Origin of the sequence: Bradyrhizobium sp. F1.4.3 (genome assembly GCF_040548375.1) — a bacterium.
Classification (GTDB): domain Bacteria; phylum Pseudomonadota; class Alphaproteobacteria; order Rhizobiales; family Xanthobacteraceae; genus Bradyrhizobium.
In genome coordinates, this window is sequence record NZ_JBEPRN010000003.1 from 161,072 (window position 1) to 180,852 (window position 19,781).

A 19,781-nucleotide genomic window follows, 5' to 3' on the forward strand; every position below is an offset into this window, starting at 1 on the left:
CGTCAGGCATGCATGCCATCGCGACCGCGACGGTTTCCTCCGAGTAACCCTGCGGGTTAGGATGAAGGCGAAGCAGAACAATAAGGGTGGGTGGAATGCCAAGGATCGATCGGGACGGCGTCGGGATCTACTACGAAGTTCACGGCGAGGGTCCGCCACTGCTGCTCACCCACGGTTATTCCTCGACCTCGGCGATGTGGCATGGCCAGATCGACGCGCTCGCGAAGGACCACACGCTCGTGCTGTGGGACATGCGCGGCCATGGCCAGTCCGATTATCCCGACGATGCCAACGCCTATAGCGAAGCGCTCACGGTCGGCGACATGGCGGCGATCCTCGATGCGGTCGGCTCGGAGCGCGCCATCATCGGCGGGCTGTCGCTCGGCGGCTACATGTCGCTCGCCTTCTATCGCGCGCATCCAGAGCGCGCCCGCGCGCTGCTCATCATCGACACCGGCCCCGGCTTCAAGAAGGACGACGCGCGCGAGGCCTGGAACGCACGTGCGCTCGGCACCGCCGACAGGCTCGATCGTGAAGGCCTCGACATGCTGAAGGCGGCGACCCGCGAGCGTGCCACCGCCAGCCATCGCAACGCCAGGGGCCTGGCGCTGGCCGCGCGCGGCATGCTGACCCAGCGCGATGCGCGCGTGATCGAACTGTTGCCCGATATCAAGGTGCCGTCGCTGATCGTGGTCGGCGCCGACGACACGCCGTTCCTCGCGGCGTCCGACTACATGGCCGCAAAAATCCCCGGCGCACAAAAATTCGTGATCCCCGCCGCCGGACACGCCGTCAACATCGATCAACCGCAGGCTTTTGTTGACGCGGTGGTGCCTTTCCTGAAGAACTTGCCGGGATAGGCCGGTGAGACGGGGATGAAGGCAATGAAGCGAGCAATGTTGGCTGCTGGCGCAGGAGCAATGCTTCTCTCGATCGCAGCGTCAGTGCAGGCCGAGCAATTCGGCACGATGCCGCCACGCCGGCCCTTCGCCGCGACCTTGTCGAACAACACGCCGCTCGCTTTCGGGATGGACGCGCAGCAGACCGCGCAGGCGTTAGGGCAGCCCCTGCAATATGTCCGCGGGCGTCCGGGCAACGAGATCTACCTGGCTCTTCGCAACCTCGGCGGCAGCGGATTGATCCCCTACCGCCACCGCCTGTTCCTGCAATTCCGCCACGGACGGCTGGCAGGATGGAAGGAGGATTACGGCGAGAACTGGATGTGGGAGTGAGAGCGGCCCCTACCGCCCCCCTCATCCTGAGGAGCTTGCAAAGCAAGCGTCTCGAAGGATGAACGCCCGGCTGAGGCGTCACGGGCCTCGATCCTCCGAGACGCGCGCAAGAGCGCGCTCCTCAGGATGAGGAGCGGAAGCGGAATTTTGATCGACGACCAACTAAAAAGGACAACCCGCGTGGGACAAGACATCAAACTGACGGCTTCCGACAATTTCCAGCTTGGCGCCTATCGCGCCGATCCCGGCGGCAGCCCGAAGGGCGCGGTGGTGGTGATCCAGGAGATTTTTGGGGTCAACCATCACATCCGCTCGGTCTGCGACCGCCTCGCAAGCGATGGCTATGTCGCAATTGCGCCGTCGATCTTCGACCGGACCTCGCCCGGCTTCCAGTCGGGCTACACACCCGATGAGATCGCGGAGGCGCGCAAGTTCGTCGCTAACCCCGATTGGGCGGCGATGCTGCGTGACACCCAGGCCGCGATCGATGCGGTGAAGAAGGTTGGCCCGGTCGGCATCATCGGCTTTTGCCTCGGCGGCAGCGTCGCCTTTGTCGCGGCGACGCGGCTCTCGGGCCTGAAGGCTGCGATCGGCTATTATGGCGGCGCAGTCGTGCGCTTCGCCGACGAGACACCGAAGGTGCCGACGCAACTGCATTTCGGCGAGAAGGATGCCGGCATTCCCCTGACCGACGTCGAGACCGTCAAGGCGAAGCGGCCGGACGTCGAAATCTTCATCTATCCGGGCGCCCAGCACGGCTTCCATTGCGACGAGCGGCCGAGCTACGACAAGGCCAGCTCCGACATCGCCTGGCCGCGCAGCCTGGAATTTTTCGCGAAGCATTTGACGAAGTAGTTCGCCACACTCACCGCCGTCATTCCGGGATGCGCCGACAGGCGCAGGCTGTGATGCGCAATTGCGCATCAGAGAATCCATTGCGCCGCAGAGTTAGAGGCGAAATGGATTCCGGGCTCGCGACTGCGTCGCGCCCCGGAATGACGAGAGGAGAGATTCTTTAGAACCAGCGCTCACCGACGAACACGGTGTCGCCGGGGCTGACGGGCGTGCCGAGCGGCACGACGGCGCGCATGGAGCCGCCGGCTTCGGTGTGGGTGACGGTCACCACGTCGCGCTTGGCGCGCGGCGAGAAGCCGCCGGCGATCGCGACCGCGCTCTCGACGGACATGTTGGGCACGTAAGGATATTGGCCGGGGGCCGCGACTTCGCCGAGAATAAAGAACGGGCGATAGGATTCGATCTCCACGGCCACCGAGGGCTCGCGGATGTAGCCGTTGCGCAGGCGCGCGGCGATCTCACCGGCGAGCCCGGCCGTGGTCCGGCCGCGCGCCGGCACCGCACCGATCAGCGGCATGGTGATGGAGCCGCCGGCATCGATGGCGTAGCCGTTGGTGAGACCTTCCTGGCCGTAGATCACGACGCGCAGCTTGTCGCCGGCATCGAGATGATAGGAGGCGTCGTAGCGGACCGGCGCTGGCACTCCCATCGGCGCGGCGTAGGCGACCGGCGTGGGCGCGGGACTCGAGGCAAAGGAATTGCGCAGCGCGGCGACGGCGCCGCCACTGCCGGCAACGACGACCGGCTGAGGAGCGCTGTAGGGCTGGCCATAGGCCATGGAGTCGAGATCGGGGCGCGGCTGCACCATCGCGACGGGGCCGGCGGTCTGCATGCAGCCGCCAAGGGTCAGCGCGACGGACGCTGCCAGGACCGACCATCGAAACGCGCGTGCAACCGGCACCGGAGCCATCCCCGAGAACGAGACAGCTCCAGTGATGCACCCGGTATGGTTAATAAAGCGTTGAGGGGGCCTCAACCCTCCCCTGGGCGGGGCTATCGCATAGGACGGCGGGAAGCAGCCGAACGAGTTCGGCCTGCATGGTTCGAGACGCCCGCTTTGGCGGGCTCCTCACCATGAGGGTCAGATATCTCGCCGCAAAACGCGACCTCATCCTGAGGGCCCGCCGTAGGCGGGAGTCTCGAAGGATGGGCCGCAGGCACTCGCTTCGCCGTTTACAATTACGCGCTCACGCCCGCGCCGATCGGGCAGGACACGCCGGTGCCGCCGAGGCCGCAATAGCCGGCGGGATTCTTGGCCAGATATTGCTGATGATAATCCTCGGCAAAATAGAACGCGCCGGCGGGTGCGATCTCGGTGGTGATGGCACCGAGCCCTTTTGCGGCGAGCGCCTTCTGATAGAGCGCCTTCGATTCGTCGGCCGCTTTCTTCTGCGCATCTGAATAAGTGTAGATCGCGCTTCGGTACTGCGTGCCGACGTCGTTTCCCTGGCGCATGCCCTGCGTCGGGTTGTGGCTCTCCCAGAACGCCTTCAACAGCTTCTCGTAGGGGATCTTCTTCGGATCGAACACGACCAGCACCACTTCGGTGTGGCCGGTACGTCCCGAACAGGTCTCCTCATAAGTCGGATTCGGCGTGTGGCCGCCGGCATAGCCGACAGCAGTGGCGTAAATGCCGTCGCCGAGCTCCCAGAACTTGCGCTCGGCGCCCCAGAAGCAGCCCAGCCCGAACACGGCCTGCTCGAGACCTGCGGGATAAGGCGGCGCGAGCTTCGCGCCGTTGACGAAATGGGTGGTCGCGGTCGGAATTGGTTGCGCACGGCCCGGCAGCGCTTCCGTGGCGCTCGGCAATGCGGTGGTCTTGCGCATGAACAGCATTGGTCGGACTCCGAAACGAGCCGTCGGTCGCCTGAGCCAGGCGCTCAGGCGGCGTGCTCGCGATCAAGTGGGAATATAGGCATTTACGCAGCGAGGGGCAGCCCCGTTACGCCGCGTCCTGTGCGGAGCTCAGTCGCGGGAATAGCCGATCAGGGGTTTCCGCGGCCGGAACAGGATCATCAGCAGGATGCCCAAGATGCCGAGGACGGCGAAGACCGGCTGGTCCAGCACCAGGCGGATCACCGAGGTCCAGAGCCAGGGCGCCTTGGCCTCGACCCAGGTCCGGAACGCCTGTTGGCTGGCCTGATTGATGTCGTTCCAGAACTGGCCGAAGCGGGTGAACCGCAGGGTCTGGTCGGCCACCCAGCGGGCGCCGTCATAGACCATGAAGATGAAACCGCCGGCCAGCAGCAACAACCCAATCAGTCGGAAAAAGCCACGGATCATGCCTCACCTTATATGGTCGTCCGATCGGACGACCCGAGCAATCGTCGCCAGCCAATAGCCGGGAGACGGCAGAAATTCAACCTCATCAGGGCGTTACGGCCCGCATTCAGACTGCCCAAGGCCGGTTTTCCGGGTCTGGAAAGCGTTGACGGTGCCGCAGACCCCCTCTATAAGGGCGCCAACTGGCGGCGGGCGCAATCCTGCCGCCGCTGTTCTTTGAGCAGTTGCAGGCTCCGGAGCTTAAAGGCTCTTTGGAGCCTCAGAGATGGCCGCAAGGCTGTCGCTCATGTTCCGGGAACAGCCTTAGCAACCGAACACCCTAAATCCGAGCGTCGATTACGCGGTCAAGCTGCCGGCGCCACCCGATCAAGACGCGACCGGTTACCGCAGAGGACATTTGAGACCATGGCCAACACCACTTCCGCCAAGAAAGCGACGCGCAAGATCGCCCGCCGCACCGCCGTCAACAAGTCGCGCCGCACCCAGATGCGCGGTGCCGTCCGCACCGTCGAGGAAGCCATCAAGACCGGCGACCGCGCCGCTGCCTTGAAGGCGATGGCGAATGCCGAGCCCGCTCTGATGCGTGCCGCGCAGCGCAACATCGTCCACAAGAACAACGCCAGCCGCAAAGTCTCGCGGCTCACCGCGCAGATCGCCAAGCTCGCGAAGTGAGATCGCAAGCGATCTGGTCGAGTCATCCGATCGACTGATCGGATCGACATTGCGCTCGTCAATCAGCCCGGCTTCCCGCCGGGCTTTTTGTTGGCTGTCACAATTCACGCTTGCGGTCGCCGGGTGACCAATCTTCGGTTGGAAGACTTGTGTCGCGTTCGCGATGCCGCGCTCCGTCATTTTACCTGCCGGTGTTTTTGCAACAGCGGAAACCTTCAGTGCGCTGCGAAAACCCGTTGCGGCGCGGGCTCAAGTTGAATTCGCGGGTGCGAGAGTTCTGCACACCGTAGTTTCACCGGGACAAAGTTTCGCCGTGGAGTTACCCTGTGAAACGAGACTCAAAAAGCGGTGTCTCGATAATCACTTATCGACATAGCATCCATAAGCATTTGGAAAATGAGGTCACGCGGCACTCGCGTGACGCTTTTGTAAAATATTTTTGGTCGCCGTTCGGGAATTGTCACACAACGCGGTTCGCTCTCGATTCTCTGCGCTGATTCAAAAACTTGGTCTCAAGCCTGTGAACAACTCGCCCGCGGCGTTAACGCAGATCAAGATTTTTGATGCCTCAAGTGTGAATCAATTTCGTTGCGAGTCTTTCCGCTTAGTGTATTCCTTAAGTCGTTCGCGGCGCCCACGATCTTGAGACCAGCGCGGTTTTGGAAACGGGGCGAGCGTGCAAATCGGCGGCGGTGTGCACGTTGGCGGCGCTTCAACAAGCGATTGTCGGTTCAAAACCCATAGCAATGTGGGAACGGTAGCTCTTTGTCTGAATGTCTCCAAGCGGGATCTTTCGTATCTCGCTCGCGCCAGGCGCATATGAGAGACGTCGCGAGGTTACCCCGACACGCCTGATGGCGAAGCCGAGCGGACGACTAGTACAGACGGGCAGGACATCCGCGACTTCTGACGCGGTTGTCTTTAAGACACGCAGGACCTTGCCGTGAGCAATCACGGCAGGACGGGGAGGTATCATGTCTTACGGACTCAACGCGGTATTGAATCAATTTTCCCATTCTAACGATGCCGTTCTGGATCCGTCGGACCTTCACCCTCCCGCGTGCGACGGAGCGCTGAGTACGCGCTGACCTCGCGAACCCTCCATCTCTGACATCGCTGATCCGACCCGCGGCATTTCCGCCGAACGGTTGAGCTATGCCTGAAGGTGGACTCGCTTGAGGTCGCGCCGTTCTAGAGGTCCTGGCAGGAACTCTGCATGGCGCTCACAAACGCAACCTTATCTCTCAAGAAAAGTTCTCAAATGATGACAACACCGGAACAGGATCGCTGGTCACGCGTGAAGGGTCGGCTGCGCTCGAGCGTTGGCGAGGACGTCTATACAAGCTGGTTTGCGCGCATGGATTTGGAAGGCGTGCAGGAAGAGAGCGTGCGGCTCTCGGTTCCGACCCGCTTCCTGAAGAGCTGGATCCAGGCCCATTATGCCGAGCGCGTGCTGTCGTGCTGGCAGGCCGAGATGCCGGAGGTGCATCGCATCGACCTCACGGTGCGCACCGCGGTGCGCCCTGTGGTGCAGTCCAAGGAAGCGCCCGTAACGGTCGAAGCGCGCCGCACTCCCGCGCCGGAGCTGCGCTCGACCGCGACCGCGCCGGTCTCCGCCAATCATGATGCGCTCGGCGGCTCGCCGCTCGATCCGCGCCTGACCTTTGCGAGCTTCGTCGTCGGCCGCTCCAACACGCTGGCGCATGCGGCCGCGCGCCAGGTCGCCGAGGGGCGTCGCGGCGATCCCGTGATGTTCAACCCGCTCTACATCCATGCCGGCGTTGGCCTCGGCAAGACGCATCTCCTGCAGGCGGTGACCTGGGCCGGCAATTCCGGCAACGAGCGCAAGGTGCTGTATCTGACCGCGGAAAAATTCATGTACGGCTTCGTCGCCGCGCTGAAGACGCAGACGGCGCTCGCCTTCAAGGAAGCGCTGCGCGGCATCGACGTGCTGGTCATCGACGATCTCCAGTTCCTGCAAGGCAAGTCGACGCAGGCCGAGTTCTGTCACACGCTGAACGCGCTGATCGACGCCGGCCGCCAGGTCGTGATCGCGGCCGACCGTCCGCCGTCCGATCTCGAAAGCCTCGATGACCGCGTCCGCTCGCGACTTGCCGGCGGCCTCGTGGTCGAGATGGGCTCGCTCGGCGAAGAGCTGCGACATGGCATTCTCAAGTCGCGCGTCGCAGCCGCCCGCGCCCATCACGCGACGTTCGAGGTGCCTGAGGAGGTACTGGCCTATCTGGCGCGCGCCATCACCCATAACGGGCGGGATCTCGAAGGCGCGATCAACCGTCTGCTGGCGCATTCGAAACTCAACAACCGGCCGGTGACGCTGGAGATGGCGGAGCACGAGGTGCGCGACCTGATCCGGCCGCAGGAGCCCAAGCGGATCAAGATCGAGGACATCCAGCGCGTGGTGGCGCGGCAGTATAATGTCAGCCGCTCCGACTTGCTGTCCTCGCGCCGGACCGCCAACGTGGTCCGCCCGCGCCAGGTGGCGATGTACCTCGCCAAGACGCTGACCTTGCGCTCGCTGCCGGAAATCGGCCGCCGGTTCGGTGGACGCGACCACACCACGGTGCTGCACGCCGTGCGCAAGATCGAGGCCCTGGTCTCCAAGGACACCGCGCTGTCCGAGGAAGTCGAGTCGCTGAAGCGCCAGCTTCAGGAATAGACGCCTGGACCCCATTCCCGCTCTCCCGCCGCCCCGGCCACGCCAGGGCGGCGGTTGCATTTTTGCCGGTAAATCGTGGGGAACTGCCCCTCAATCCCTTGAAACGGATGACTTTCCGCGTCACCTTGCGCGACCCTGACGGCTTTGGTCATATCTGCTGGACGATCCGGCTTTTCGGGGTCTTCGGTGCCGTGGCGCGCTTTCGGCCGCCTGGCGTTTTCAAAGCTGTGTTTTCTTGGGGATCGGGCGAGTAGTGCAATGAAGGTTACGGTCGAACGCGCGCAACTCCTGAAGTCGCTGGGCCACGTCCACCGCGTGGTCGAGCGCCGCAACACCATCCCGATCCTGGGCAACGTGCTGGTCCGCGCCGAGAACGCCAAGCTGTCGCTGAAGGCGACCGATCTCGACCTCGAGGTGACGGAGACGCTGGCTGCGGAAACCGCGACGGCTGGATCCACCACCGTGCCGGCGCACATGTTCTACGACATCGTGCGCAAGCTGCCGGACGGCTCGCAGATCGTGCTGGAAGCCGACGGCGACCGCGCCGTGCTGGCGATCCGCGCCGGCCGCTCGCGCTTCACGCTCCAAACCCTGCCGGAGAATGATTTTCCGGATCTCGCCGCCGGCGACATGTCGCATTCGTTCTCGCTCGCGGCCAAGGACGTCAAGCGGCTGATCGACCGCACCCAGTTCGCGATCTCGACGGAAGAGACGCGCTATTATCTCAACGGCATCTATCTGCACGCCGCCGGGACGCCCAAGGCTGCGACCTTGCGCGGCGTTGCCACCGACGGCCACCGCCTCGCCCAACTCGACCTGGTGCAGCCCAAGGGCGCCGACGGCATGCCGGGCGTGATCGTGCCGCGGAAAACCGTGGGTGAGGTGCAGCGCCTGATCGAGGACAATGAGGCCGAAGTCACGATTGAGCTGTCGCAGGCCAAAATCCGCTTCACCATCGGCAATGTGGTGCTGACCTCGAAACTGATCGATGGCACCTTCCCCGACTATGGCCGCGTGATCCCTCAGGGCAACGACAAGGAGCTCGTGGTCGACAAGAAGGACTTTGAGAACGCGGTCGACCGCGTCTCGACCATCTCCAGCGAGCGCGGCCGCGCGGTCAAACTCTCGCTGTCGCCGGGCAAGCTGGTGCTGTCGGTGACCAATCCGGATTCCGGCAGCGCCACCGAGGAGATCGAGGTCGAATACGCCTCCGACGCCCTCGATATCGGGTTCAACTCGCGTTATCTGCTCGACATCGCCGCCCAGATCGAAGGCGACGTCGCAACGCTCAAGCTCGCCGACCCCGGCTCGCCGACGCTGGTGCAGGACCGCGACGACAAGAGCGCGCTCTACGTGCTGATGCCGATGCGGGTGTGAGGGCTATTTCTCCCCTCTCATCATGGCCGGGCTTGACCCGGCCATCCATCAAAACAACATGACCTATTGGGTGTACATCCTCGCCAGTAAGCCCGGTGGAACGCTCTATATCGGCGTCACCAACAATCTGATCCGACGCGTCTACGAACATCGCGAAAGTCTGGCGGACGGTTTCACCAAACGCTACGGGGTGAAGACCCTGGTCTATTTTGAGGCATACGACACGATCGCCGCTGCCCTCCAGCGCGAAAAGAACATGAAGCACTGGTCACGCGAGTGGAAGATCGATCTGATCGTGAAGACCAATCCCGAGTGGCGCGACCTATATGATGAAATTGTCCGCTGACGCGGACGATGGATTGCCGGGTCAAGCCCGGCAATGACAACGGTAACATGACCCCCTCTCGCATTCATCGCCTGACGCTGACGCATTTTCGCAATTATCGGGCGGCGGGGCTCGAGACGGCGGCTGACATGGTGGCGCTGGTCGGGCCGAACGGGGCGGGCAAGACCAATTGCATCGAGGCGATCTCGTTTCTGTCACCGGGCCGCGGCTTGCGGCGGGCGACGCTGGAAGACGTCGCCGACAATCAGGGGGACGGCTCCTGGGCGGTCTCGGCGCAGGTCGAGGGCGCGCTGGGGCTGGCGACGCTCGGCACCGGCATCGACGCGCCGCGCACGGACACTGCGGTGAGCCGCCGCTGCCGCATCGACCGCGAGCCGGTCAATTCGGCGACCGCGTTCGGCGACCACATCCGCATGGTGTGGCTGACGCCGGCGATGGACGGGCTGTTCATGGGAGGCGCGTCGGAACGGCGGCGCTTCTTCGACCGCCTGGTGCTCGCGATCGACAGCGACCATTCCAGCCGCATCTCGGCGCTCGAACGTTCCTTGCGCTCGCGCAACCGCCTGCTCGAGGTGCGCAATTACGACGACCATTGGTGTGACGCGATCGAGCGCGAGACCGCCGAGCTTGCGGTCGCAGTCGCTGCAACGCGCGGCCAGACCGCGGCGCGGCTGACGGGCATGCTCAATGTCCGCGCGCAGGCCGCCGCGTTTCCGTCGGCGCAAATCGCGCTCGACGGCTGGATGGAGAATGCGCTGCTCACCAAGACCGCCACAGCGGTCGAGGATCGTTACCGCCAGATCCTGCGCGACAACCGCCCGCGCGACGCCATTGCCGGCCGCACCACCGACGGCCCGCATCTCACCGATCTCCAGGTGATCTACGCGCCGAAAAGCATGCCGGCGCGCGACGCCTCGACCGGCGAGCAGAAGGCGCTGCTGATCGGGCTCGTGCTGGCGCATGCGACGCTGGTCGCCGAGATGACCGGCATCGTGCCGCTGCTGCTGCTCGACGAAGTCGTCGCCCATCTCGATCCGAACCGCCGCACGGCGCTGTTCGAGGAACTGCGCAAGCTCGGCGCACAGGTGTGGCTGACTGGCGCGGACCCCGTCGCCTTCACCGAAATCGGCAGCAGCGGCGAGGTGTTTGACGTCGAGAGCGGGCGGGTGTCAGCCCGGCGCTAGAGCTTGGCAGGCGCCTTCGTATCCGGAAAAATGCGGCCTCCGGTGAGCCCAAAATGAGCCGTCGAATCGAGCTTTTCACGCGCCTGAAAAACGGCCTTCGAACGCCTTGAAAATCGGCCCAAAAACCCTATCTCATCAAAGGGTTGCCGGAGGATACTTTGCGCTAGGCGCAATCTCTCTTTCGTGGCACAAATAGCCTGCAAATCAGCGCCTTTTGCGCGGCTGATTCGGGCGACATTTCGAAGGCCTCTCATGACAGAACCTGCTCGGCAGACGCCTGCCGAAAACGAGCCCTCAACTCCAAGCGATTACGGGGCGGAATCGATCCGCGTGCTCAAGGGTCTCGATGCGGTCCGCAAGCGTCCGGGCATGTATATCGGCGACACCGACGACGGCTCGGGCCTGCACCACATGGTCTACGAGGTCGTCGACAACGCGATCGACGAAGCGCTGGCGGGCCATGCCACGCGCGTCGATGTCGTGCTCAATGCCGACAATTCCGTCACCGTGCGCGACGACGGCCGCGGCATTCCCGTCGACATCCACAAGGGCGAAGGCATTTCGGCGGCCGAGGTCATCATGACCCAGCTCCACGCCGGCGGAAAATTCGACCAGAACTCCTACAAGGTGTCCGGCGGCCTGCACGGCGTCGGCGTCTCCGTGGTGAACGCGCTGTCGAGCAAGCTGGGCTTGCGCATCTGGCGCGACAACAAGGAGCACTACATCGAGTTCGCCCACGGCGATGCGGTTGCACCGCTCGTGGTGGTCGGCGATGCGCCGGGCAGGCGCGGCACCGAGGTGACGTTCCAGGCCTCGACGGAAACCTTCAAGAACATCGAGTATGATTTCGCCACGCTCGAGCACCGGCTGCGCGAGCTCGCCTTCCTCAACTCCGGCGTCAACATCGCCCTCTCCGACATGCGCCACGCGGTCGAGAAGCGCGAGGAAATGCACTATTCCGGCGGCGTCGAGGAATTCGTCAAATATCTCGACCGCAACAAGAAGGCGATCGTGCCGGCGCCGATCATGGTGCGCGCGGAGAGCAACGGCATCGGCGTCGAGGCCGCGTTGTGGTGGAACGACAGCTACCATGAGAACGTGCTGTGCTTCACCAACAACATCCCGCAGCGCGACGGCGGCACCCATCTCGCCGGCTTCCGCGGCGCGCTGACGCGCCAGGTCAACGGCTATGCCGAGGCCAACGCCAAGAGGGAAAAGATCGCGCTGACCGGCGACGACTGCCGCGAGGGCCTCACCGCCGTGCTGTCGGTGAAAGTGCCCGATCCGAAGTTTTCGTCGCAGACCAAGGACAAGCTGGTGTCCTCGGAAGTGCGCCCCGTGGTCGAGAACGTGCTCAACGAAGCGCTTCAGGCCTGGTTCGAGGAACACCCGAGCGAAGCCAGGATGATCGTCGGCAAGGTGATTCAGGCCGCCGCTGCCCGCGAAGCCGCGCGAAAGGCGCGCGAGCTGACGCGCAAGAGCCCGCTGTCGGTCTCCTCGCTGCCCGGCAAGCTCGCGGACTGCCAGGAAAAGGACCCGGCCAAGTCCGAACTCTTCATCGTCGAGGGTGACTCGGCAGGCGGCAGCGCCAAGCAGGGCCGCAACCGCGAATTCCAGGCGGTGCTGCCGCTGCGCGGCAAGATCCTCAATGTCGAGCGCGTGCGCCCCGACAAGATGCTGGGAAGCGAGCAGATCGGCACGCTGATCACCGCGCTCGGCACCGGCATCAGCGACGAATTCTCGATCGAGAAGCTGCGCTATCACAAGATCATCGTGATGACGGACGCCGACGTCGACGGCGCCCACATCCGCACGCTGCTGCTCACCTTCTTCTACCGGCAGATGCGCGACATCATCGACGGTGGCTATCTCTATATCGCCCAGCCGCCGCTCTACAAGGTCAGCCGTGGCAAGTCCGAGCAGTATCTGAAGGACGAGCGCGCGCTGGAAGACTATCTGATCGACACGGGCCTCGACGACTGCGTGTTCATTCCCGGCGCCGGCGGCGACCGCACCGGCCGCGACCTGCGTTCGCTGGTCGACGATGCCCGGACTGTCCGCAGCGTCCTGCGCAACCTGCACAGCCGCTATAACCGCAAGGTGATCGAGCAGGCCGCCATCACTGGCGTGCTGAACAAGGCGATCTATGGCGATCCCGAGAAAGCCGCCGCCGCCGCACAGTACATCGCCGGCCGCCTGGACAATCAGTCCGAGGAGGTCGAGCGCGGCTGGGTCGGTCAATATGTCGAAGGTCAAGGCTTCCAGTTCGAGCGCACGGTGCGCGGCGTCAAGGAAGCCGCCGTCATCGACGACGCGTTCCTAGGCTCCGTCGAAGCCCGCAAGCTCGACGAATACACGGTGAAGCTCCAGGACGTTTATGCCCGCCCCGGCAAGCTGCGGCGCAAGGACGTCGAGCACATGGTCTACGGCCCGGTCGACCTGTTCGAAGCCGTCACCGACGCCGGCCGCAAGGGCGTCACGCTCCAGCGTTACAAAGGGCTGGGCGAGATGAACCCGGAGCAGCTCTGGGAAACGACGCTGGATATCAATGTGCGCTCGCTGCTCCAGGTGAAGGTCAAGGAGGTCGATGAGGCCGACGATATCTTCACCAAGCTGATGGGCGACGTGGTCGAGCCGCGCCGCGATTTCATCCAGGAACACTCGCTGAGCGCGACGATCGATATCTAGGCCGACCTCGCTGCACCTCTACCGCTTGCGGGAGAGGTCGGCGCGCTCGCGGAGCGCGACGGGTGAGGGCTTTCTTCCCGCTGGGATACTCTCCGTAAATTTCGACAATCCCATCGCGGAAACACCCCCACCCCAGCCCTCCCCCGCAAGCGGAGAGGGAGCACACCTTCGTCGGAGTTGCGAAGCAAGCTCAAGCCGCGACAAGTGCAGAATTGCTACCTCGCTCAATTCTCGGTAGTTTCCGCCTCCAAACCAGCCCGCCCCACCGCAACAGAACAGCGAGACCCCCCGTGGCGCCCATCCAATATATCGTCGAGGGCGGTCACCGGCTCTCGGGCTCGATCGAGCCGTCCGGCAACAAGAATTCGGCGCTGCCGATCATCGCAGCCGCGCTGCTCACCGAGCATCCGGTGACGCTTCAGAACGTGCCGCGGATCCGCGACACCGAGACGCTGGTCGATCTGATCCGCTCGGTCGGCGCATCGGCCGAATGGAGCGCGCGCAATACGCTGGTCATCCACGCCAAGAGCATCCGCGCCGCCGATCTCGACCCCGAGCTCTGCGTCCGCATCCGCGCCTCGATCCTGCTCGCGGGCCCCCTGCTCGCCCGCTGCGGCGAGGTGATGCTGCCGCCGCCCGGCGGCGACGTCATCGGCCGGCGCCGGCTCGACACGCATATGCTGGCGCTGGAGCAGTTGGGCGCCAAGGTCACGGCGACGGACCGGCTCGAATTCCGCGCGTCAAAGCTCACCGGCGCTGACGTGTTCCTGGACGAGCCGAGCGTGACCGCGACCGAGAACGCGCTGGTCGCGGCGGTGGCCGCCGACGGCGTCACTTACCTGCGCAACGCGGCCTCCGAGCCGCATGTGCAGGACCTCGCCAACTTCCTGGTCGCGCTCGGCGCCAGAATCGAGGGCATCGGCACCAACACCATGGTGATCCATGGCCCGGCGACGCTGGGCGCGGCGACATTTTCGATCCAGCCCGACCATATCGAGGTCGGCTCGCTGATCGGGCTTGCCGCCGTAACGCGTTCGCCCTTGCGCATCGTGCGCGCCGGCGTCGAGCATCTGCGCTCGATCCGCATGGGGTTCGAGCGGCTCGGCATCGTCTGCCGCGTCGAGGGCGACGACCTGATCGTGCCCTCGAACCAGACGCTGAAGATCCAGGACGATTTCGGCGGCCACGTGCCGAAGCTGGAGGACCAGCCCTGGCCGGCTTTCCCCGCCGACCTGATGTCGATCGCGATCGTCACCGCCACGCAATGCGAGGGCGTGATCCTGATGTTCGAGAAGATGTTCGAATCGCGGATGTTCTTCGTCGACAAGCTGATCGCGATGGGCGCGCGTATTGTCCTCTGCGATCCTCATCGCGCCATCATCGCAGGTCCGAGCCGCTTGCGCGGCGCATCGATGATCTCGCCCGACATCCGCGCCGGCATGGCGATGCTGCTGGCAGCGGTCTGCGCCGAGGGAACGTCCACCATCAACAACGCCGACCAGATCGAGCGCGGCTACGAGCGCATCGACGAACGGCTCAACGCGCTGGGCGCGAAGATCCGGCGCGTGCCCGAGCGGAAGGGCTGACGTTCGCCCTCTTCAAACTGAGAATGGTCTCGTGCTCCGGACGCAGCGCAGCACGCCAGTGATGCGCTGCTGAGCCGGGGCCAGGCGGCCGAGAGCGGCGCACTTGGCTCCTGGGTCCCGGCTCGCGCTTCGCGCGTCCGGGACACGAGAGTGGGAGCCATGTTTTCGTCGCCCTGCGATGCTACTGGATAGCCATGCTTGACAGCGTCGAACACCCTCCGCAGCCGCAAGCCGGCGCGCACGCCAACCATCTCGCGCGAGAGTTCGTCGAGACGTTGCGGCTGGCCGTGCCGATGATGCTGACGCAGCTCGGGCAGATGGCGATGATGACGACCGATCTCGCGCTGATCGGCCGGCTCGGCGAGGACGCGGTCGCGGCTGCGGCACTTGCGCACACGGTCTATTTCGTCAGCTTCACCTTCGGGCTCGGACTCGTCGTCGCGGTGTCTCCGCTGGCCGCACAGGCGTTTGGCGTCGGCGATGTCAGGCGCATGCGCCACGCGTTGCGCGTCGGCTTGTGGGTCGCGCTCCTGATCTCGCTGCCGATGATGGCCTCGCCGCTCTATGGCGAGCACATCCTGATCGCGCTTGGGCAGGCGCCGCAGTCCGCGAGCCTTGCCCAGCATTATCTGAACGGGCTGGCATGGGGCATCGCGCCTGCGCTCGGCTTCGTCGCGCTGCGCGGCCTGATGAGCGCGATGAACCGGCCGCAGTCGCCGCTGTGGATCACGCTTGCGGCGATCCCCGCCAACGCCGCGCTGGTCTATGCCCTGATCCACGGCCTGTTCGGCCTGCCGGAACTCGGCCTGTTCGGCGCGGGACTGGCGACGACGCTCGTCAATCTCGGCACCTTCATCGCCGCGCTTGCAATCGCTGCGTGGCGCAAGCCGTTCGCCGACTATCATCCGCTGGCCCATCTGTGGCGGATCGACTGGCCCTTGATGCGTCAGCTCATCGTGATCGGCGCTCCGATCTCGTTCTCGCTCCTGCTGGAATACGGCCTGTTCTCTTCGGCCGCGCTGCTGATGGGGCTAATCTCGACCACCGCGCTGGCCGCGCACCAGATCGCCCTCCAGGTCACGGCCGTCTTGTTCATGGTGCCGCTCGGCATCGGCATGGCCGCGACGGTGCGGGTCGGTCACGCGTTTGGCCGTAACGAGCCGGCCGGCGTCCGACGCGCGGGCCTCGTCGCAGCGGTGCTCGGGATCGCGTTCGTCTCGGCGCTGACGGTTGCCATCATCCTCGGCCGCTATGAGTTGGGACGACTGTTCCTCGGCAACAGCGAGGCCAGCGCTCCGACCGTCTCGCTGACCGCAACACTGCTTTTGGTCGGCGCAACCTTCTTCATCGCCGATGCGCTGCAGACCATCATGGGCGGCGCGCTGCGCGGCATCAATGACACAAAGATGACATTGGTGTTCGCGGCGATCGGCTATTGGTGCGTCGGCTTCCCGATCGCCTGGTGGCTCGCCTTCCACGCCAATCTCGGCGCGGTCGGCGTCTGGATCGGACTGTCGATCGGATCGTTCGTCTATGCCGGCCTGCTGATCTTGCGCTTTGGGATGCTGACGCGCAAGATCGCGGGATGACCGAACCCGTTCGCGAAGTCACCCCCGATGTCGATGCCGGCGCCGTGCTGGCCGGCGCGCAGTTCATCGACGCCTTTCGCGTTGAGATCGGCACAACCCCAGTGAATGCGCGCGAGGCCTGCACAAGGATGGTGCTGCACGGGCCGCGCTGGATCGATGCGCTGATACGCCTGCGCAACATCCTCGTCACACCGTTCGGGCTGAAGACATCGGGCGAAGGCGCGCCGGCGCCCGGCGGCCTGATCGGCCTGTTTCCGGTGCTGAGCGAGACGCCGGAGCGGCTGGTCGCCGGCTTCGATGATTCTCATCTCGACTTCCGCATCGTGGTCAACGTTGCCGGCGACACGACGCTCCGCCACGTCACCTTGACCACGCTGGTGCGGACCAACAATCTGCTGGGCCGGACCTACCTCGCGCTTATCACGCCCTTCCACAAGCTCGTAGCCCGCAGCATGATGGGGCGAATCGTGGAGCCGGCGCGATGACGCTGTCCGTCGACCTGTTCTTTTCCTTTCGCAGCCCCTACAGCTATCTGGCGCTGCCGAGGACGCTGAAACTGGTCGAAGAGTACGATCTCGCGGTGAATTTGCGACCGGTCTATCCGCTCGCGGTCCGCGTGCCCGGCTTCTTCAAGAAGGCCAGTCCGCAATTTGCGCGCTACATCGTGCTGGACTCCCGCCGCGTCGCCGAGCACGAGGGCATTCCGTTCCGCTTTCCGCGGCCCGATCCGATCGTGCAGGACATGAAGACGCTGGAGGTCGGGGCGGATCAACCCTATATCCATCGCCTGACCCGGCTCGGCGCCATGGCGCAAAGCGAGGGCCGCGCGCTGCCATTCGTCGCCGCGATCGCGCGCGTGATGTGGGACGGCTCGGTCGCGGGATGGAACGAGGGCGATCATCTCGCGCGCGCCGCCGAGACAGCCGGCTTCGATCTATCCGCGATGGATGCGGCGATCCGCACTGACGCCGATCGTTACGAGGAGATCATTGTCGAGAACGAGAAGGACCACGCCGCCTCCGGCCATTGGGGCGTGCCGACCTTCGTGTTCGAGAAGGAGCCGTTCTTCGGCCAGGATCGCATCGATCTCCTGCTCTGGCGCATGCAGGGCAAGGGGCTCGCGCGGCGTTAGGGCGTGTATTCTCGAATTCGTCAGGTATGAATGCCGCCCTTGGGCCATGAGGAGACATTCGGCCAGGTTCTTTTCATTTCGGAATTCATGGCAACGCGGACTGGCCGATCGGCGCCTTGCCGCCAGGGGTGGCATAGCCCCTGAGGATCCCTGGCGAGGAGGCCATCAAAGCGGGCCCCGCTGTCCGAGACGTGCACTACCTTTTTCGCGTGGAATGTTCAGCCCACCGGTCCCGGGGTCCAATTGTCCCCTGCAAGCGGACTAACTCTTACGTCATCAATGACTCCGAGCTCCAGGCTTGGATCGAAATGGCGCATCGTTCGCTCGTTGAGGTCAATGATGCGGCCAGGCCTTAGTGGCCCCACGTCATTTATCTTGACGATGACCTTCTTGCCTACGGCCTCGACGAGGGCATATTTCGGCCTCGCACCAAATTGGACCCCACCAAATTTCCGGCGCAAACTCGTCTTGATGGCCGCCGCCCAGGCAGAGGGATCATAACGCTCGCCGGAGGCTGTCTTCGGACCGCCCTCCTCCTTGCCGGGCTTGAACGGATTGTACGTGGATGCTGCGCCGACGATCGCATCTCCAGAGGCGGCATCGACGACGACACTTGAGTGAACTCCACGCGTTTCACTTCGAGCAACGGTAACAGAAACGGCAAGCGCAAGCAGGGCGCCGCAAATTGCGGCGCTCGAGCGGAACATCATCATAAGTCCTGTGATTTTTTTCGATTGTCCGGTTCCCGATACCGCAAACATGGCCAAGCGAACGCGGAAACGTTCATGAACTTGCGCCAATCTTTTGCGGATTCGAGCCAACCCCTGGCTACGGAACCGTTGTGGGAACCAGAGCGGTCCTCACGCAGTGTTTTAGGTTCTCACCGACTAAGACAGAGATTGCGTCAGCAGCATGACTTAACGGACCCTGACGTGAGTGACGCGTGCGACGGCGGCCAAGGATCATAAGCCGCCGATCACGGCGAAGCCGGGCGACGTCCGCATTGCTGTCGGAAGCCAGCGTTTACGAGGACACGTCCGAACTCACTCCGCTACGCGCCGGCTTGTCGGCCATGGCTTCCGACCATTCGCCGACGACGCGATCGAGGTCGCAGAGATTCTGGTGCATCTGCTCCAGCGAGAAGCCCAGCGCGAAGAAGCGTTCCGCAGTATCGGCGGGATGGCCGCGGATCAAGCCGTCCTGGCGCACGGCCGCGACCGCCTCGGCGTAATGCTGGAGCGCGACGTGCACGGGATGGATCGGCGGCGCGCCGGCGCCCTCGCGCATGGCTTCAGCCGCCGACTTCAGGAAGCGCACGATCGCGGCGCTGACCTCCGCCAGCGGTGCCGCGAGCCGAACCTGCACATCAATCGGTAGCGGCACCACAGTGGCGCGGCCGATCATCACGACGTCGTGGCGCAGCCGCAAGATCGTCCGCAGAAGCGGACCGGTGTCGGGCCCGCCTGACAGCCGCGCGGCGCGCTCGCGTTCGGCTTCGGCGCCGATGGTATTCATGCCGACCATTGCGGTGCCGATGCCGTCCTGGATCCGATGCAACGCATCGTTATCGCGGCCGCGCGTGAGGCCCGCCAGCAATTCGGTGAAGGCCGCCGCGATAAGCTCGAGCAGCTTGGCCGCGCTGGCACGGATCTGCAGCACCGCGCGCGATGGCAGCACCAGGAAGGAGACCAGCAGCCCGGTGATGGCGCCGACCGAGACCTCGCTGACGCGGTCGATCGCCGAGGCCATGGGATCGGCATGATGCATGCTCGGAAGCACGAGCACGATCACGGCCGTCACCGTTGCAGAGCTCAGGTTCGGATAGATCGCTGCGACAAAAGCAAGCGGCGCCACGGCCAGCACCAGCAAACCCAGAAGACCCAGTTCGCCGGAATAGGGGATCAGGATTGCGATGGCGCCACCATAGATCGCGCCACCTATCGTGCCGAGCATGTAGTCGCGCGTCGCCTTCAGCGAGCGCCCGACGCTCATCTGGGTCACGATGATGGAGGTGAGGACGGCCCAGAGCGGCAATAACAGGTGCAGAGCGGTGGCAAGTGCATAGGCCGCGGTCGCAGCCACGGTGACCCGGACCGCCAGCCCCAATTGCGTCCGCCGCGACAGGATCCGGTCGAACAGCTGTCTTGCGAGTGCCATCAT

18 protein-coding genes are annotated in these 19,781 nt (G+C 64.4%); 13 read left to right on the forward strand and 5 right to left on the reverse strand.

Going from position 1 to position 19,781, the window contains the following annotated elements; all coding sequences use genetic code 11:
• Window positions 1-95 precede the first annotated feature (95 nt).
• The 3 genes from ABIB73_RS12785 to ABIB73_RS12795 all read left to right on the forward strand — a co-directional run bounded on the left by ABIB73_RS12785 (window position 96) and on the right by ABIB73_RS12795 (window position 2,087).
• Window positions 96-860: an alpha/beta fold hydrolase gene (locus tag ABIB73_RS12785; protein ID WP_354224549.1), complete on the forward strand. Its 765-nt coding sequence runs from the start codon at window positions 96-98 to the stop codon at window positions 858-860.
• Between the two features lie 24 nt (window positions 861-884).
• Window positions 885-1,232 (forward strand): hypothetical protein, encoded by a 348-nt coding sequence (locus tag ABIB73_RS12790; RefSeq protein ID WP_354224551.1) that lies wholly within the window; start codon window positions 885-887, stop codon window positions 1,230-1,232.
• A gap of 180 nt (window positions 1,233-1,412) precedes the next feature.
• Window positions 1,413-2,087 (forward strand): dienelactone hydrolase family protein, encoded by a 675-nt coding sequence (locus ABIB73_RS12795; RefSeq protein WP_354224553.1) that lies wholly within the window; start codon window positions 1,413-1,415, stop codon window positions 2,085-2,087.
• A 160-nt stretch (window positions 2,088-2,247) separates the two neighbouring features.
• Here ABIB73_RS12795 and ABIB73_RS12800 read toward each other — a convergent pair whose 3' ends face one another.
• The 3 genes from ABIB73_RS12800 to ABIB73_RS12810 all read right to left on the reverse strand — a co-directional run bounded on the left by ABIB73_RS12800 (window position 2,248) and on the right by ABIB73_RS12810 (window position 4,370).
• Window positions 2,248-2,988: a polysaccharide biosynthesis/export family protein gene (locus ABIB73_RS12800; RefSeq protein WP_354224555.1), complete on the reverse strand. Its 741-nt coding sequence runs from the start codon at window positions 2,986-2,988 to the stop codon at window positions 2,248-2,250.
• Window positions 2,989-3,266: 278 nt separating this feature from the next.
• The gene (gene msrA / locus ABIB73_RS12805; RefSeq protein WP_354224557.1) at window positions 3,267-3,923 is read right to left on the reverse strand and encodes a peptide-methionine (S)-S-oxide reductase MsrA; all 657 of its coding nucleotides are present in this window, start codon (window positions 3,921-3,923) and stop codon (window positions 3,267-3,269) included.
• Window positions 3,924-4,052: 129 nt separating this feature from the next.
• Entirely contained in the window at window positions 4,053-4,370 is a 318-nt protein-coding gene (locus ABIB73_RS12810) for a hypothetical protein (protein ID WP_354224558.1), read from the reverse strand.
• A gap of 405 nt (window positions 4,371-4,775) precedes the next feature.
• Between ABIB73_RS12810 and rpsT the strand changes: the two genes are divergently transcribed.
• The 10 genes from rpsT (at window position 4,776) to ABIB73_RS12860 (ending at window position 17,621) form a co-directional block, all read left to right on the forward strand.
• Window positions 4,776-5,042 (forward strand): 30S ribosomal protein S20, encoded by a 267-nt coding sequence (gene rpsT, locus ABIB73_RS12815; RefSeq protein ID WP_354224559.1) that lies wholly within the window; start codon window positions 4,776-4,778, stop codon window positions 5,040-5,042.
• 1,264 nt (window positions 5,043-6,306) lie between these two features.
• Window positions 6,307-7,719 carry a chromosomal replication initiator protein DnaA gene (dnaA, locus tag ABIB73_RS12820; protein WP_354224968.1) on the forward strand — a complete coding sequence of 471 codons (1,413 nt, stop codon included), beginning with the start codon at window positions 6,307-6,309 and terminating at the stop codon, window positions 7,717-7,719.
• A gap of 258 nt (window positions 7,720-7,977) precedes the next feature.
• Window positions 7,978-9,096: a DNA polymerase III subunit beta gene (dnaN, locus tag ABIB73_RS12825; RefSeq protein WP_354224561.1), complete on the forward strand. Its 1,119-nt coding sequence runs from the start codon at window positions 7,978-7,980 to the stop codon at window positions 9,094-9,096.
• Between the two features lie 58 nt (window positions 9,097-9,154).
• Window positions 9,155-9,442, forward strand: a complete 288-nt coding sequence (locus ABIB73_RS12830) for a GIY-YIG nuclease family protein (protein WP_354224969.1) — start codon at window positions 9,155-9,157, stop codon at window positions 9,440-9,442.
• 47 nt (window positions 9,443-9,489) lie between these two features.
• Window positions 9,490-10,626: a DNA replication/repair protein RecF gene (recF, locus tag ABIB73_RS12835; RefSeq protein ID WP_354224563.1), complete on the forward strand. Its 1,137-nt coding sequence runs from the start codon at window positions 9,490-9,492 to the stop codon at window positions 10,624-10,626.
• A gap of 252 nt (window positions 10,627-10,878) precedes the next feature.
• Window positions 10,879-13,314: a DNA topoisomerase (ATP-hydrolyzing) subunit B gene (gene gyrB, locus ABIB73_RS12840; RefSeq protein WP_354224565.1), complete on the forward strand. Its 2,436-nt coding sequence runs from the start codon at window positions 10,879-10,881 to the stop codon at window positions 13,312-13,314.
• Between the two features lie 290 nt (window positions 13,315-13,604).
• Window positions 13,605-14,900 (forward strand): UDP-N-acetylglucosamine 1-carboxyvinyltransferase, encoded by a 1,296-nt coding sequence (gene murA / locus ABIB73_RS12845; protein WP_354224567.1) that lies wholly within the window; start codon window positions 13,605-13,607, stop codon window positions 14,898-14,900.
• Between the two features lie 194 nt (window positions 14,901-15,094).
• Window positions 15,095-16,489: an MATE family efflux transporter gene (locus ABIB73_RS12850; RefSeq protein WP_354224569.1), complete on the forward strand. Its 1,395-nt coding sequence runs from the start codon at window positions 15,095-15,097 to the stop codon at window positions 16,487-16,489.
• The gene (locus ABIB73_RS12855; protein ID WP_354224571.1) at window positions 16,486-16,974 is read left to right on the forward strand and encodes a DUF2867 domain-containing protein; all 489 of its coding nucleotides are present in this window, start codon (window positions 16,486-16,488) and stop codon (window positions 16,972-16,974) included. The genes ABIB73_RS12850 and ABIB73_RS12855 overlap by 4 nt, the downstream gene beginning before the upstream one ends.
• Window positions 16,971-17,621, forward strand: a complete 651-nt coding sequence (locus tag ABIB73_RS12860; RefSeq protein WP_354224572.1) for a 2-hydroxychromene-2-carboxylate isomerase — start codon at window positions 16,971-16,973, stop codon at window positions 17,619-17,621. The genes ABIB73_RS12855 and ABIB73_RS12860 overlap by 4 nt, the downstream gene beginning before the upstream one ends.
• Before the next feature lie 218 nt (window positions 17,622-17,839).
• Here the strand turns inward: ABIB73_RS12860 and ABIB73_RS12865 are convergent, their stop codons facing one another.
• Complete coding sequence (locus tag ABIB73_RS12865) at window positions 17,840-18,334, reverse strand: septal ring lytic transglycosylase RlpA family protein (RefSeq protein WP_354224970.1); 495 nt, start codon at window positions 18,332-18,334, stop codon at window positions 17,840-17,842.
• A gap of 310 nt (window positions 18,335-18,644) precedes the next feature.
• Window positions 18,645-19,778 (reverse strand): FUSC family protein, encoded by a 1,134-nt coding sequence (locus ABIB73_RS12870; RefSeq protein ID WP_354224574.1) that lies wholly within the window; start codon window positions 19,776-19,778, stop codon window positions 18,645-18,647.
• Between the last annotated feature and the right edge of the window lie 3 nt (window positions 19,779-19,781).